The organism is Neorhizobium sp. P12A (assembly GCF_008365395.1).
Classification (GTDB): Bacteria; Pseudomonadota; Alphaproteobacteria; order Rhizobiales; family Rhizobiaceae; genus Rhizobium.
Genome location: NZ_QOVX01000001.1, coordinates 1,215,700 through 1,231,152, shown reverse-complemented (window position 1 = coordinate 1,231,152; position 15,453 = coordinate 1,215,700). Strand labels below are relative to the sequence as shown.

15 protein-coding genes are annotated in these 15,453 nt (G+C 59.3%); 10 read left to right on the top strand and 5 right to left on the bottom strand.

From position 1 onward, the window contains the following. The first annotated feature begins 372 nt into the window (after nt 1-372). Nucleotides 373-594, top strand: a complete 222-nt coding sequence (locus DTW90_RS05900) for a KTSC domain-containing protein (RefSeq protein ID WP_188079877.1) — start codon at nt 373-375, stop codon at nt 592-594. A gap of 31 nt (nt 595-625) precedes the next feature. On the opposite strand, the gene DTW90_RS05895 is transcribed toward DTW90_RS05900, so the two are convergent. The 5 genes from DTW90_RS05895 to DTW90_RS05875 form a co-directional block, all read right to left on the bottom strand. After that, on the bottom strand, nt 626-1,441 hold the full coding sequence (locus DTW90_RS05895; protein ID WP_149336948.1) for a DUF6030 family protein: 816 nt from the start codon (nt 1,439-1,441) through the stop codon (nt 626-628). A gap of 204 nt (nt 1,442-1,645) precedes the next feature. Continuing rightward, the gene (locus tag DTW90_RS05890; protein WP_246664891.1) at nt 1,646-2,374 is read right to left on the bottom strand and encodes a copper homeostasis protein CutC; all 729 of its coding nucleotides are present in this window, start codon (nt 2,372-2,374) and stop codon (nt 1,646-1,648) included. Beyond that, on the bottom strand, nt 2,346-3,272 hold the full coding sequence (locus tag DTW90_RS05885) for an ROK family protein (protein ID WP_149336946.1): 927 nt from the start codon (nt 3,270-3,272) through the stop codon (nt 2,346-2,348). The genes DTW90_RS05890 and DTW90_RS05885 overlap by 29 nt, the downstream gene beginning before the upstream one ends. A gap of 78 nt (nt 3,273-3,350) precedes the next feature. Further along, nucleotides 3,351-4,685, bottom strand: coding sequence for an ATP-binding protein (locus DTW90_RS05880; RefSeq protein WP_149337069.1), 1,335 nt, complete (start codon nt 4,683-4,685; stop codon nt 3,351-3,353). An 8-nt stretch (nt 4,686-4,693) separates the two neighbouring features. After that, nucleotides 4,694-5,353, bottom strand: coding sequence for a response regulator (locus tag DTW90_RS05875; protein WP_149336944.1), 660 nt, complete (start codon nt 5,351-5,353; stop codon nt 4,694-4,696). Nucleotides 5,354-5,601: 248 nt separating this feature from the next. Here DTW90_RS05875 and DTW90_RS05870 point away from each other — a divergent pair, with 248 nt between their 5' ends. The 9 genes from DTW90_RS05870 (at nt 5,602) to DTW90_RS05830 (ending at nt 15,389) form a co-directional block, all read left to right on the top strand. Further along, on the top strand, nt 5,602-6,057 hold the full coding sequence (locus DTW90_RS05870; RefSeq protein ID WP_132525218.1) for an RbsD/FucU family protein: 456 nt from the start codon (nt 5,602-5,604) through the stop codon (nt 6,055-6,057). A 71-nt stretch (nt 6,058-6,128) separates the two neighbouring features. Further along, on the top strand, nt 6,129-7,082 hold the full coding sequence (locus DTW90_RS05865; RefSeq protein ID WP_132525220.1) for a sugar-binding transcriptional regulator: 954 nt from the start codon (nt 6,129-6,131) through the stop codon (nt 7,080-7,082). Nucleotides 7,083-7,231: 149 nt separating this feature from the next. After that, the gene (locus DTW90_RS05860) at nt 7,232-8,542 is read left to right on the top strand and encodes a sugar ABC transporter substrate-binding protein (protein WP_132525222.1); all 1,311 of its coding nucleotides are present in this window, start codon (nt 7,232-7,234) and stop codon (nt 8,540-8,542) included. 138 nt (nt 8,543-8,680) lie between these two features. After that, nucleotides 8,681-9,553 (top strand): sugar ABC transporter permease, encoded by an 873-nt coding sequence (locus DTW90_RS05855; RefSeq protein WP_149336942.1) that lies wholly within the window; start codon nt 8,681-8,683, stop codon nt 9,551-9,553. Between the two features lies 1 nt (nt 9,554). Continuing rightward, a complete protein-coding gene (locus DTW90_RS05850) occupies nt 9,555-10,385 on the top strand; it encodes a carbohydrate ABC transporter permease (protein WP_132525226.1) in 831 nt (276 codons plus the stop codon). A gap of 19 nt (nt 10,386-10,404) precedes the next feature. Next, nucleotides 10,405-11,403 carry an ABC transporter ATP-binding protein gene (locus DTW90_RS05845; RefSeq protein WP_149336940.1) on the top strand — a complete coding sequence of 333 codons (999 nt, stop codon included), beginning with the start codon at nt 10,405-10,407 and terminating at the stop codon, nt 11,401-11,403. Nucleotides 11,404-11,527: 124 nt separating this feature from the next. Further along, nucleotides 11,528-13,006, top strand: a complete 1,479-nt coding sequence (locus DTW90_RS05840) for a mannitol dehydrogenase family protein (RefSeq protein WP_149336938.1) — start codon at nt 11,528-11,530, stop codon at nt 13,004-13,006. A gap of 107 nt (nt 13,007-13,113) precedes the next feature. Then, nucleotides 13,114-13,806 (top strand): HAD family hydrolase, encoded by a 693-nt coding sequence (locus tag DTW90_RS05835; protein WP_132525232.1) that lies wholly within the window; start codon nt 13,114-13,116, stop codon nt 13,804-13,806. Beyond that, nucleotides 13,806-15,389, top strand: a complete 1,584-nt coding sequence (locus DTW90_RS05830) for an FGGY-family carbohydrate kinase (RefSeq protein WP_149336936.1) — start codon at nt 13,806-13,808, stop codon at nt 15,387-15,389. The genes DTW90_RS05835 and DTW90_RS05830 overlap by 1 nt, the downstream gene beginning before the upstream one ends. Nucleotides 15,390-15,453 lie beyond the last annotated feature (64 nt).

Below are 15,453 nucleotides of genomic sequence, written 5' to 3'. Positions count from 1 at the left end.
GTCCGTAAATCCGCCGGCGATTTCCGGCTCAACAATCATTACCATTTCAGCACTATAGATCGTGCAGTGCAACAAAAAGCGGCCGCGTTGCGATCATTTGCTGCGGATTTCGGCAGGTGGGCAGAGTGTGCCTCAAAGAATGCATTGTGAAGGTATCAAGTCACAATTTTTCGTGATCGAGTGTATCATTCCAAAACAGTATATAATCGTCGCGCCGCACAAAAGCATTGACGGCTATTAATGTCTTGGTTATTGTTTTGTGCATTGCAACAGATATCTTTCAGATCAATGATGACGCAGTTTAGACTGCGGAGATATTGATCAGTGCCACTGAGCGATTCCAGCTTATTTTGAATGATTGGAATGTGCGATATGGAAAAGATCCTCGTAAATTCAAGGCTGATTTCCGCCGTGAGGTATGATTCCTCGCTGGCTCGTCTGGAAATCGAATTCAAGAGCGGCAGAATAGTACCATATTCGGATATTCCCGAGCAGGTTTATAAAAACCTGATCAACGCGGATTCGCCCGGCTCTTACTATCGCCATCACATTCTGGAACGCGGACCTCGGCCCTATACACGGTCCGGCGGCTGATATTCTTCTACCCAGTCGGGTTCTGCGATCTTTATCTGGCATTTGCAGCCTGCGGAGGCACTGGCAACCATTTCGACGTGTCGAAATAATCGCCCTCCCGGCGTTGCTCTGGAGTCGTCCTTTCCAGGTCGAGGACGAAATTGAAACGCCTGGCATCCTCAAATTCGTGCGAGAAGGTCAGTTTCGCGCCGAACGCGGCCAGCGTGACATTCTCAAGCCTGCCGATAGGTTCCAGGGCGGCCTGGAAGTCGGGCCATTGGCTTTCTGTCACAAGCGTCGTGACTGTGTTTACAAACTTGTCCCGAAACGCCCGCCCGCCGTCGGTGTCGGGCAGGATGACCTTGAGCCGGACATTGGCAAGTTCACCGGTTTCCGTACCGCGCACGATGATGAAGAAGGAAGCTTCGTTATCGCCTTTCCCGTTCTGGGCCTCATAGCTGCATTCGAAAGTGCCGGTATCGAAGCCGCTCTGTTTCCATTTGCTGACGGGCAGGCCGGCATCCGCCAATTTTGCGCAAAGGTCTTCGCCAGAAATCTTCCAGGTCCTGATGAAACTGACCGGCATCGTTGAAGGTGCCTTATCGAAGGCGTGTTCCGGCAAGGGTATCTGTGCCTGCACCTGTGCCAATCTCGGCTTTGTTCTTACGGCTACGACCGGCTTTGCGGCGACCGGCACATCCTGATGAAGCCAGCCGTCGAACCAGGTTATGTGATAGTATTGGGTCAGCGTTCTGAGATTGCGTTTGTCGTTTGCCAGAAGAACTGTCGCCAGAATGGCGGTGCCGATGATGATCGTCGAGATCCAGAAAACGGCTCTGCTTTTCTTCCGCGGCGGCGCGATCGACATACTGAAAACTACGCCTTGCTCAAATCTCGAAGCAAATCTCTACGGTTCTAAATTCAGTTCAAAGCGGTAGGTTTGCATTTTATTCTGCAGCCCGGAGCGCAGCTTTCCGCAGTCACGATCCTCGCTTCTTGACTAACTCATGCATGTTTTAAGCGCGTCTGGCAATTGTGTTCGAATATGCTCGGAAACCGGCCGAGAAATATCTCAGCCGATGCGCAACTTGAGGGCGCGCACCGTCGCGGCATCCGTGCGGCGGCTTGTCGGAGCAGCGAACCCCAGCGCAAGCAAAAGTGGGTCCTGCTCGTCTTCGGCCACGGAACAGGACGCGTGGATTTCGGTCACTGTGAGACGCGGCAGCAGTTTGGAGACCGACTGGCGATTGACCCCAGAGCCGGGCATGATGGAGATGCGTCCTGCTGCAACCTTGATCGCATGATCAATGGTCTCCACGCCTTCTGGCGCCGTCTTTTCCCGACCTGACGTCAATATGCGCTCAAAGCCGAGTTCGACGGCCAGTTCGACGGCTTCCTCGATGTCAGGAACGAGGTCGAAGGCCCGGTGAAGCGTCCGGCCCATACCGTCGGCTTGCTTGACCAACGCTTTCAGCGTTTCGCCGTCCAGCCGCCCATCGGGCAGGGAAGCTCCGAGCACCACGCCGGGAAGACCGGCATGACGGGCAGCGTCGATGTCTGCCTTCATCACGTCGAGTTCGTCGGATGAGTAAATGAAACTGCCGGCTCGCGGGCGGATCATGGCGTAGGAGGGAACCGGCTGGGCAGCTGCAGCCGCCATAAGGCCGGCGCTCGGCGTCAATCCACCAACGGCGAGTGCGCTGCAGAGCTCGATACGGTCGGCGCCGCCGTCGATTGCCTGCAACAGGCCGGCAATGTCTTCGACACAGACTTCAAGCAGCATGGTCGCGTTCTTCTGCATATTTAAGTCCGAGCAGGGCTGCGCCGATCAGGCCGGGCTCGACCTTGCACTGGCTTTGGACGACGAGAGGGCGGTCGAATTTTCGCAGGATCCTGGAGCGGACCGCAGCATCAAGCCTTGCCAGCAGAGGCTCGACATTCGACAGGCCGCCGCCAACGGGAACGATTGTCGCGCCTGTAATGTTGACCGTGAGTGCAAGCGGCGGGGCCACGAGGTCCATATAGACATCCAATGTGCGCCCGGCTTTTTCATCGCCCTTGCGCCAGAGGTCGATAATCTCCTCGCTGCGCAGGTCGATATCATGCAGCGTACGGTGAAGTTTCTCGATGCCGCGCGCACCGCCGACCGTGTCGACGCAACCCTTCTGGCCGCAGCCGCAGGGATAGGCCGGAATGGCGACCGGCGGCGTCCCGGCGAAGGAGGCGATGATCGGGCCATGGCCCCATTCTCCGGCAAAGCCGCCCGCGGCATTGATCAGCCGCCCATCGGCAACCAGCCCCCCGCCAACGCCGGTGCCGAGAATGGCGCCGAAGACGATGCGGTGCCCGCGTCCCGCACCGGACATGGCCTCGGCCATGGCGAAGCAATCGGCATCATTGGCGATCAGCACGCGATAGCCGAGTTCTGCTTCCAGGTCGGCGGCGAGGCGACGTCCATGGATGCAGGGGATATTGGCGCAGGTCAGCGCCTGGGTATCGGGATCGACAACGCCGGCGATGGAAAATGAAATGCAGTCCGGCGTTTCGCCAGCTTCGCCGATCAGTTCGCGGAGCGTTGCGACAAACTGCGTGAAATCGTCTTTCGGGGTTGGGCGCCGGGCAAGCGGCACGATCTCGGTGTCCGATCGGGCAATGCCGCCCTTGATGGCAGAGCCACCAATGTCAAAAGAAACGATCATGATATCCGCCCGTGGAGCCTTTCGCGCTTGCTCGCACCCTTTGCCGATCAATGCAAGAATAATCCGGGCTGCCGAATATTACCGCATCGTGATCCTGGCTTCGAAGCCGTCGGTCTGACCGGGCACCGGAGAGATGAGATCGAGGCGCCCGCCCATCTGGCCTATGATGCGGTCGACAATTGCAAGGCCGAGGCCTGAACCGGCAGCCTTGGTCCGGCCGCGCCGGAACCGTCGCTTCAGGTCGACCAGATCGTTGGCGGGCACAGCTTCGCCGCCGTTTATGACTCGGATCGCGCCTGACTCGGCCTTGACGATGACCTCGCCTTCGGCATGGCCATGCAACAGCGCGTTTTCGATGAGGTTTCTCAGCACGATTGCGAAAGCGTCGATGTCGACGTTGCGGACCAATGCTCCATCAGGCTGGCATTCGTTCAGGATGCGGCCTGATGTTTCCGTGTCGCGGTCGTAGTCGCTGACGACCGTCTGTATGATCAGCGCCAGATCGACGGGCTTTTCGGCAGTACCGATGCCCGCCTCCGCGCGGGCGAGCTGAAGCAGCTTTTCGGCAAGCCGGCCGAGATTGGCGAGCGAGGTCTCGATGCGTCCGGCACGCTCGACCAAGGGACCTGCCGGCAGTTCCGCAATGAGCCGCTGCGTCTGTGCCAGAGCTCCGGCGATCGGGGTCCGTAGCTCGTGGGCGCTGTTCGAGGTAAATTCCCGCTCCGCATCCAGCGCGGCACGCAGGCGGCCGAGAAGAAGGTTGACCGAGCGTGCGATCGGCCGCAATTCGCGCGGCAGGGTATCGCTTTCCAGCGACGCCATGTTGCCGCTGTCCTTGGTGCCGATCTCGGTGCGCAATCTGTCGATCGGCGCAAGCGAACGGCTGACGATAAACCAGATGGCGGCCATGCTGACAGGAATGAGCAAGAGCAGCGGCCAGAGCAGGGCGACGGTGCCCTCGCGCACGGCTTCCCGGCGATTGCGGAAGGCGTCGGCGACATGCAGGAAGAGCGTGCCGTTCATGGCAGTTTCGGTGTAGATTCGATATTTCGGCGTGTTGTGAAAACCGATCTTAAGCGGGACTTCATAGGGGACGGTCGGAGCTTCCTGCGAATGCAGGATGATTTTTCCCGTCGCGTCGAGAACCTGGTAGGTCAGATATTCCCTGTTCAAGCCCTGCTGGATTTCCTGGAGGCGCTGTTCATCGTTCTCGCCAGCGCGCTGCCCCAGGTCGTCGAGGACGAGCGGCATCAGGCGTTCGGCCGTTTCCTGCAGCGTGCCGTCGAATATTTCCGCTAGCTCGCGGTTCATGACATAGGCGCCCAGTCCAACCGCAATCAGCCAGAAGATCACCACCATGCCGGTCAGCGTCGTGATCAGGCGGCGGGTAATGCTGACTCGGTTCAGCTTCATGCGCTCGGTCATCGCTCACCCAGATAATAGCCGACGCCTCGGGCTGTGCTGATGCGATCCTTGCCGATCTTCTTGCGCAGCCGGCTGATATAGACTTCCACGGTATTGCTCTCGATTTCCGACCCGAAGGAATATAGCGCCTCCTCGATACGGTCCTTCGACACGATCGCGCCCGGCCGCACCACGAGAAGGTCGAGGACGGCCCATTCTCGGCCTGTCAGAATGACGTCCTTGCCGGAAATCGTCAGGCGACGCTGGGGTTGGTCAATCTCGATGTCGCCGACGCGGATTGTCGGCTGTGGGCTGCCTGAATAGCGGCGGGCGACAGCCATGATGCGTGCAGAGAGTTCGCCGAGATTGAAGGGCTTGACGAGGTAATCGTCGGCGCCGCTGTTCAAGCCCTCGATCCTGTCAGTGATCTGATCCCTGGCGGTGAGAATGATGACGGGGGTCTCATTCGATTCGCGGCGCAGGCTTTTGAGAAATTCGACGCCGCTACCATCAGGGAGTTGCAGGTCGAGCAGAATAAGGCCGTAGTGCACGGCGCGTGATGCTTCCGCCGCGTCATTCAGTTGCTTCACCCAGTCCACCGCATGCGTCGCAGCAACGATATGATCGCGAACGGCGCTCCCGAGCGTTTCGTCATCTTCAATGAGCAGGATTCTCACTCGTTCCTCACGGTTGACGTGTGTTTATGAAGGGGCGCCATGGTGATAGGCGATCCAATAAAGGCCGAAATAAGCCGCAACGGAAGTGTCATAATTGAACGGGTCGATAAATCCTGGTGTTCGATCGGTGATCGAGAACGTTCACGGCGGCTATGGACAGAAATCGAAGCCACGATTACTTGTTTTGTCCGGCAGGAGGAACGGCACGTCTGATGGCGATGCCGCCACATATTAGAGGACGTTTGCCCATGTTGAAGGGAATTTCACCGCTGCTCAATGCGGATGTGCTTCATGCGTTGAAGGCGATGGGACATGGCGACATGCTTGTCATCGTGGATACGAATTTTCCGGCCGATGCGATTGCTCGTCAGACGCGACTTGGCAAGCTGCTGCGCATCGACAACGTCACGTCCGCGCAGGCCGCCGCCGCCATCCTTTCCCTGATGCCGCTCGACAGCTTCATCGACGATGCTGCAGCCTGCATGGAAGTCGTCGGCGCGCCCGATGAGATTCCCGGGCCTCGCAAGGAAGTGCAGGCCGAGATCGATCGCGCCGAGGGCAAGCATTGGCCGCTGGTGCCGGTCGAGCGTTTCGCCTTCTACGAACGCGCCAAGAATGCCTATTGCGTGATCCAGACCGGCGAGCGGCGCTTCTATGGTTGTTTCACCTTGACCAAGGGCGTCATTCCGCCGGACATTCAGTAGTCTGTGAAACATCGCACCATTTCCCCCGGCGACGTCGGGGGTCCGCTGCTGTTTTGCATAGAAGGACCATGATGGCGAGGAAGTTGGAAAGCCATGGGCGGCTCGACGATGCGGCACGTGCCGGCTGGCTCTATTATGTTGCGGGACGGACGCAGGACGAGATCGCCTCGGCGATGGGGATTTCCCGACAGTCGGCGCAGCGCCTTGTGTCGCTTGCCGTGGCTGAACGTCTGATCAAGGTCCGGCTCGATCACCCGATCGCGGCCTGTCTCGAACTGGCTCGAGCCCTGCGCGACAAATATGATCTCAAGCATGTCGAAGTCGTTCCCAGCGATGCCGGCTCCAGTTCAACCACGGTCGGGATCGCTGAAGCGGCAGCGGCGGAGATCGAGCGCTGGCTGAAGCGCAGCGATCCCATCGTGCTGGCCATCGGGACGGGTCGCACGCTGAAGGCGGCGGTCGATCAGTTGCCCGTCATCGAATGTCCGCAGCACCGCGTCGTTTCGCTCACCGGCAATATCGGTCCTGACGGCTCGGCCGCCTATTACAACGTCATCTTCAGCATGGCGGATGCGATCAAGGCGCGGCATTATCCAATGCCGCTGCCGGTGCTCGTGACCGCTTCCGAGGACCGCGAAGTCCTGCATGCGCAGGCGCTGGTGCGCTCGACGCTCGATATCAGCGCGCAGGCCGATGTTACTTTCGTCGGCATTGGCGAAATGGGGATCGACGCGCCACTCTGCCTCGATGGTTTCCTTGAAAAGGATGAGATGCTGGCGCTGATGAAGCGCGGCGCTGCCGGCGAGATCTGCGGCTGGGTCTTCGACGGGCAGGGGAGGCTCCTCGTCGACCCGATCAACGATAGGGTCGCCAGTGCGCCCATACCGTCACGGGAGACTTCCTCGGTCATCGGTATCGCCAAGGGCAAGCGAAAGCTTTCGGCCATCAAGGCGGCCCTGACAGGTCATCAGATCAACGGTTTGATCACCGACGAGGCTACTGCTGAATTTTTGCTCAGAGACTGAGCAAAAATTATTTTCTTCATTTTCAGATAGTTAGGTTGCATGTTCGGCATCGCAGCAACGAATGTGCATTGACTTTTTGCAATAATGCGTGAGTAATTGCCCATGAGCAAAGCGAATGCTCAGATTTTCTTTTCTTCTGGGAGGAAGATATGAAATTGAAGACTTTTCTGCTGAGCATCTGCTCGGCAACAATGCTTGCTGGGATGGCCTCTGCAGAGACGCTGACCATCGCTACCGTCAACAACGGTGACATGGTTCGCATGCAGAAGCTGACGGATGACTTCAAGAAGAAGAATCCGGACATCGATCTGCAGTGGGTAACCCTCGAAGAAAACGTCCTGCGCCAGAAGGTCACGACCGACATCGCGACCAAGGGTGGCCAGTATGATATTGTCACGATCGGTACCTATGAAGTTCCGATCTGGGCCAAGCAGGGATGGCTGCTGCCGCTCGACAATCTCGGCGCCAGCTACGATGTGGACGACCTTCTTCCGGCCATCCGCAGCGGTCTGACCGAAGACGGCAAGCTCTATGCAGCTCCGTTCTACGGCGAAAGCTCGATGGTCATGTACCGCAAGGATCTGTTCGACAAGGCCGGGCTGAAGATGCCTGATGCCCCGACCTGGGACTTCATCGCCGACGCGGCCAAGAAGATCACCGACAAGGACCATGAAGTCTACGGCATCTGCCTTCGCGGCAAGGCCGGCTGGGGCGAAAACATGGCGTTCCTGACGGCGATGTCGAACTCGTTCGGCGCTCGCTGGTTCGATGAAAAGTGGAATGCCCAGTTCGATCAGCCCGAGTGGAAGAAGACCCTCGACTTCTACGTCAAGATGATGAAGGAAGACGGACCTCCGGGCGCCTCCTCCAACGGCTTCAACGAAAACCTCGCTCTGTTCCAGACCGGCAAGTGCGGCATGTGGATCGACGCGACGGTTGCTGCTTCCTTCGTTTCCGATCCGAAGCAGTCCAAGGTCGCCGATCAGGTCGGCTTTGCTCTTGCTCCGGACACTGGTCTCGGCAAGCGCGGCAACTGGCTCTGGGCCTGGAACCTCGCCGTCCCGGCCAGCACCAAGAAGGCCGAAGCTGCCGAGAAGTTCGTCGCATGGGCAACCAGCAAGGACTACACCAACCTCGTTGCGGAAAAGGAAGGCTGGCTGAACGCTCCTCCCGGAACCCGCGCTTCGCTCTATGCCAATGCCGATTACCAGAAGGCAGCTCCGTTCGCGAAGATGACCCTGGACTCGATCAATTCGGCTGATCCGAAGCATCCGACCGTCAAGCCCGTTCCCTATGTCGGCGTCCAGTTCGTCGCCATTCCGGAATTCCAGGGCATCGGTACGGCCGTTGGCCAGCAATTCTCTGCTGCACTCGCCGGTCAGGTCACCGTCGATGCCGCACTGAAGAGTGCACAGCAGCTGACGACGCGCGAAATGAAAAAGGCTGGCTATCCCAAGTAAGAAGCCCTCCCGAGAGAACGAGGGAGTGACCTCCGCTCCCTCACCTAGGTCGCCGTCCGAACTACTCTTCGGCGACCTCTTTTATTTCCGCTGTTTTGCGGCCATTCTCCCGAGATTTAGACAAGATTGGTCCTTGCCATGGCGACGTTACACACCCGTTCTTCCGCGCGCCTGATGATGGCGCCCTCGGTTCTCCTTCTTTTCGCGTGGATGATCGTCCCGCTCGTCATGACGATCTATTTCTCGACGCTGAACTACAATCTGCTCAATCCCGGCGAACACGAATTCATCGGCTTTACCAACTACCAATACTTCCTGACCGATCCGGCCTTCTTCGATGCGCTGCTCAACACGCTGCTGCTCGTTGCCGGCGTGCTCGTGATCACCATCATCGGCGGCATCGCCTTTGCCCTTCTTCTCGACCAACCGATGTTCGGCCAGGGGATCGTGCGCATTCTTGTGATTGCGCCGTTCTTTGTCATGCCGACAGTTGCGGCGCTGGTCTGGAAGAACATGTTCATGAACCCGGTGAACGGGCTCTTCGCATACCTGTTCAAGCTGGTGGGACTGCAGCCGCTGGACTGGCTTGCGACCATTCCGCTTTTGTCGATCATCATCATTGTCGCCTGGCAATGGCTGCCCTTTGCGACCCTGATCATGCTGACTGCACTGCAGTCGCTCGACGAGGAGCAGAAGGAAGCCTCCGAAATGGACGGAGCCGGCCCGATCTCGAAGTTCATCTATATCATCCTGCCGCATATGGCTCGTGCCATCACGGTCGTGATCCTGATCGAGACGATCTTCCTGCTTTCGGTCTTTGCAGAAATCCTTGTCACGACGAATGGCGGCCCGGGCACCGACAGCACGAACCTGACGTATCTCGTCTATTCGCAGGCCCTGTTGCAGTTCGACATCGGCGGCGCATCGGCAGGTGGTATCGTCGCCGTCGTCCTTGCCAATATCGTCGCGATCTTCCTCGTCCGCATTGTCGGCAAGAATCTGGAGGCTTGAGATGGCACGTAGCGTTTCTACCCGCCGCAAAGTGGTCATCTCGGTCATCGCCTGGGCGCTGGCCCTCCTGATCTTCTTCCCGATCCTGTGGACGTTCCTGACCAGCTTCAAGACGGAGGGGGAGGCGGTCGCCTCGCCTCCGAGCTTCCTCTTCTTCCATTGGACGACCGAGAATTATTCCGAGGTGCAGGCCCGATCGGACTATTTCCTGCATTTCTTCAACTCGGTTGTCATCGCCTTCGGCTCGACCATCATCGGCCTGATCATTGCCATTCCCGCCGCCTGGGCCATGGCCTTTTCGCCGACGAAGCGCACCAAAGACGTATTGATGTGGATGCTGTCGACGAAGATGATGCCGCCGGTCGGCGCGCTCATTCCGATCTACCTCATCTTCCGCAATTCCGGTCTGCTGGACAGCCGGATCGGGCTGGTCGGGGTAATGACGCTCATTAACCTGCCGATCATCGTCTGGATGCTCTACACCTACTTCAAGGAAATTCCTGGCGAAATCCTCGAAGCGGCTCGCATGGACGGCGCGACCTTGATGAAGGAGATCGTCTACGTGCTGACGCCGATGGCTGTTCCGGGCATTGCGTCGACGCTGTTGCTCAACATCATCCTGGCATGGAACGAGGCCTTCTGGACGCTCAATCTCAGCACGTCGAATGCGGCGCCGCTGACGACCTTCATTGCGTCCTACTCCAGCCCCGAAGGCCTGTTCTACGCCAAGCTTTCGGCGGCTTCGACCATGGCGATCGCGCCGATCCTCATTCTCGGCTGGTTCAGCCAAAAGCAACTCGTCCGCGGCCTGACCTTCGGCGCAGTAAAATAAAGACTCCAGGGAGAGAAACATGGGCAGCATTACCCTTCAAAAAGTCTCGAAGGTCTTCGGAGACGTCCAGGTCATTCCATCCGTCGATCTCGAGATCGCAAATGGCGAATTCGTGGTCTTCGTCGGCCCGTCCGGTAGCGGAAAATCGACCCTGCTGCGCCTGATCGCCGGCCTCGAGGATCTTTCGGCAGGCAAGCTCGTCATCGACGGGAAGGACGTAACGGAGAGGCCGCCTTCGGAGCGCGGTCTTGCGATGGTCTTCCAGTCCTACGCGCTCTATCCGCATATGAGTGTGCGCAATAATATCGCCTTCCCCCTGAAGATGGCGAACATGGACAAGGCCGAAATCGACCGCAAGGTCGCCGATGCCGCCCGCGTCCTGAACCTGACCGACTATCTGGAGCGCAAGCCCCGCCAGCTTTCGGGCGGCCAGCGCCAGCGCGTCGCCATCGGCCGCGCGATCGTTCGCCAGCCATCGGCCTTCCTGTTCGACGAGCCGCTGTCGAACCTCGATGCTGCGCTGCGTGTCAATATGCGCCTCGAAATCAGCGAACTGCACCAGCAGCTCAAGACGACGATGATCTACGTCACGCACGACCAGGTCGAGGCGATGACCATGGCCGACAAGATCGTCGTCTTGAACCGCGGCAATATCGAGCAGGTCGGCTCGCCGTTGGAGCTCTACAAGAACCCGCGCAACCTCTTCGTCGCGGGCTTCATCGGCTCGCCAAAAATGAACCTCGTCAACGGTGCGTCCGCGCAGAGTTTGGGCGCCCATACGATCGGCATTCGCCCGGAGCATCTCATCCTCTCGCATGAGAGCGGCGACTGGAAGGGCAGGATCACCGTGGCCGAACACTTAGGCTCCGACACTTTCCTGCATGTGGATGTCGAAGGGATCGGCCCGGTTACGGCCCGTGGCAGCGGCGACTTTGCGTCCCGCGCCGGCGATATCGTCTATCTGACGCCTGATAAGACCCGCATCCACAAGTTCAATGACAAGGGCCTGTCGATCTAATCGCCTGCTGTCCGCAGACCCTGCGGCACATGAGAGACGTGCCCGGACCAGAGAAGGCCCGGGTTTATCCTGCGGGAACCCCGGAGGTTGCCGCATATAAAGACCTTTCAGAAGGACTTGAGTCATGACGAAACTATCGCTGGCAACACTAAAGGACGTGTCGGCAACGGCGACCATCCCGGCTTATGACCGGTCGAAGCTTTCGGCCGGCATTGTTCATTTCGGCGTCGGTAATTTTCATCGCGCCCACCAAGCCATTTATCTCGACGATCTTTTCAATCTGGGGCAGGACCATGACTGGGCCATAATTGGCGCCGGCGTTCTCCCCTCCGATGCCGCCATGCGCGAAAAGCTTGCGGCGCAGGATTTCCTGACGACCATCGTCGAGCAGGACAACAACAAGACGGCGGCGCGCGTCACCGCGCCGATGATCGATATCCTGCCGCCCGGCGACGCCAAGGCGATCATCGCCAAGCTCGCGGATCCCTCGATCCGCATCGTCTCCTTGACGATCACCGAAGGCGGCTACTTCATCGACGCATCAGGCAAGTTCAACCCGGCTCATCCGGCGATTGCCGCGGACGGAAAGAATCCTGATGAGCCGAAGACGGTCTTCGGCCTCATCGTTGCCGGCCTCAAGGCACGGCGCGACAAGGGCGTTGCTCCCTTCACCGTCATGTCCTGCGACAACATTCCGCATAATGGCGTGGTCACGACCAATGCCGTTGTCGGCACGGCTAGGCTTTCCGATCCTGATCTTGCCGATTGGATCAAGGCGAATGTCGCCTTCCCGAACGCCATGGTGGACCGCATCACGCCGGCGACCGGCCAGCGCGAAATCGACCTGCTCAAGGATGCCTTCAAGATCGAGGACAACTGGCCGGTCTATTGCGAAGAGTTCAAGCAATGGGTGCTGGAGGACAAGTTCACCCTCGGTCGCCCGGCGCTTGAGAAGGTCGGCGTCACTTTCGTTCCCGATGTCACGCCCTATGAGCACATGAAGATCCGCATCCTGAATGGTGGCCATGCGGCCATCGCCTATCCGGCTGCGCTGATGGATATTCATTTCGTTCACGACTCCATGGAAGATCCGCTGATTCGCGCCTTCCTCGCCAAGCTCGAGAATGACGAGATCATCCCGATCGTGCCGCCGGTGCCGAATACTTCATTGACGGACTATTTCGCGCTGATCGAGCATCGCCTGCTCAACCCGAAGATCGCCGATACGATCCCGCGCCTGGCGCAGGACGGCTCCAACCGCCAGCCGAAGTTCATTCTGCCCTCGACGCTCGACAATCTGCGCCAGGGCAGGGACATTGTCGGTCTGGCCCTGGTCTCGGCGCTCTGGTGCCGTTATTTCGAAGGCACGACCGACAGCGGCCAGAAGATCGTCTTCAACGATGCAAGCGCCGATCGTCTGCACGAGGCTGCCGTCAAGGCGAAGGACGATCCGATGGCGTTCCTCGTCTTCGAAGACATCTTCGGCGAAGTCGCCAAGTCCGACCTCTTCCGCAAGCGTTTTGCCGATGCGCTGCAGACGCTTTGGGAGAAGGGCACGCGCGCGACGCTGCAGCTTTATCTCGACGGCAAGCTGGCGAAATAGGTGAGGGCCTTTTTCGCGTAAGCTTCGGTTTACGCAACTCGCATAAGCAAGATCCGGCGCCCGACTTTGAGGCGCCGGCGACAAACCAGGCACAGGTTGGATCGGCCATGGCTGATACGGAAAAAGGGCTCGTAATCTTCGACTGCGACGGCGTGCTCGTCGACAGCGAGCCGATTTCCATCAGCGTTCTCGTCCAGGCGATGCGCGATGCCGGCATCGAGATCGATGAAGAGGGGGCCTATCAGCGCTTCCTCGGTCGAAGCCTCGCGACATTGATCAGCACGCTGGAGACGGAGTTCAACGTTTTTGCCGATCAACAATTTCTCGACCGTATACGCAACGATCTCTACGCGCGCTTCCGCACCGAGCTGAAACCGATCGATGGGATCGGCGAGGCGATCGATACCCTTGATATCCCCTGCTGCGTGGCATCCTCCAGCCAGCTTGAGCGCATCCGGCTGTCGCTCGGTATCACGGGGCTTCTCGGCCGGCTCGATCCCCACATTTTCAGCGCTTCCATGGTGGAACGTGGCAAGCCGGCTCCGGATCTCTTTCTCCATGCCGCCAGGCAAATGCATGTCGAACCATCGCGCTGCATCGTCATCGAAGACAGTCCCGCCGGGATCGTGGCGGCACGGGCGGCGGGGATGACGGTCTTTGCTTTCACCGGCGGATCCCACGCGCATTCGCCGAGCTACCGGGCGGAATTGCAGCAGCTTTCCCCTGAAGTCGTGTTTGACGCGATGCCGGATTTGATACACCTTGTTCGAAAACATAGGTCGGACGGGGCTCATAACTGATGCGTGATCATGTGGTTGCGGTCGATGTCGGCACGGGCAGTGCCCGCGCCGGGTTGTTCGATTCGCGGGGGCGGCTGCTTGGGAAGGGCGAGCATCCCATTCTCATGAATCGCCCGCGCGAGAATCACGCCGAGCACAATTCCGAAAATATCTGGGCTGCCGTATGCGCCGCGGTGCGGGACGCCCGCTCGGTCGCCGGTGTCGATGCGTCAGCCGTCGGCGCCATCGGCTTCGATGCGACCTGCTCGCTGGTCGTGCGCGATACGCAGGGGCAGCCGATCAGCGTTTCCAGCGAAGGCGGGACGCATTTCGACACAATCGTCTGGCTCGATCATCGCGCATTGCGGGAAGCCGATTTCTGCACGACGACCGAACATGGCGTGCTCGAATATTCCGGTCATTTCATGTCGCCGGAAATGGAAATGCCCAAGCTGATGTGGCTGAAGAAGAACCTGCCGCACACCTGGGAAAAGAGCGGCTACTTCTTCGATCTCGCCGATTTCATGACCTGGAAGTCGACAGGCTCGCTGGCGCGGTCACGCTGCACCCTGACGGCGAAATGGAACTATCTCGCCCATCGCAAGCCCGGCTGGCAGGCGGATTTTCTGGAACTGATCGGGCTTCCGGACCTGAAAGTGCGGGGCAATCTTCCGGAGGAGACCGCTCCCGTCGGCTCCAGCGTCGGCACGCTCACGGCAGAAGCTGCCGAAGCGCTGGGGCTTGATCAATCCTGCCACGTTTCAGCAGGCATGATCGACGCCTATGCGGGGGCGTTGGGAGCGCTGGGCGGCTATGCCGGAGATTCGGCCGGGCTGGAGCGGCAACTGGCCCTGATTGCGGGAACGTCGAGCTGCATCGTTGCCTTTTCGAAGGAACGCAAGCGTAGCACCGGCATGTGGGGCCCCTATTACGAAGCGGTGTTCCCGGACACCTGGCTGGTGGAGGCGGGCCAATCCGCGACCGGCGCGTTGCTCGATCATATCGTGCGGATGCATGCAGCCGGCGGTGAACCGAATGCGGCGCTGCATGAGCGCATCGTTGCCCGGATCGCGGAACTGCGCGCCGCCGAGGGTGACGGCTTTGCCTCGCGCATCCATGTCCTGCCGGATTTTCACGGCAACCGGTCGCCGCTTGCCGATCCGCATGGGGTCGGCGTGATCAGTGGCATGACGCTCGACACATCGTTCGACGGGCTCTGCCGTCTCTATTGGCGCACAAGCGTCGGCATCGCGCTCGGCATCCGCCACATCCTCGAAAAAATGCATGAATACGGGTATCGTCCCGATACGCTGCATGTGGCGGGGGGCCATGTCAAAAACGCCGTGCTCATGGAGCTTTATTCCGATGTGACGGGATGCAAGGTGATCGTGCCTGCCATGAACGAGGCTGTTCTGCTCGGCACTGCGATCGCCGCTTCCGTCTCCTGCGGGCTGCATGCCGATATCGCCGCGGCCGGTGCCGCCATGTATCCGGGTGGGCATGAACGGCTGCCCGATGAAAGCAAGAAGGCAATCTACGATCGCGACTATCGCCGTTTTCTGGCCATGTACCGGCATCGCGCCGAGCTGGAAAAGATGGATTAAAAGGCCGATCGGGGCGATGATGTCGCTTGGCAGTCGAGTGACATAGGGTTCCCCTCGTGAGGCC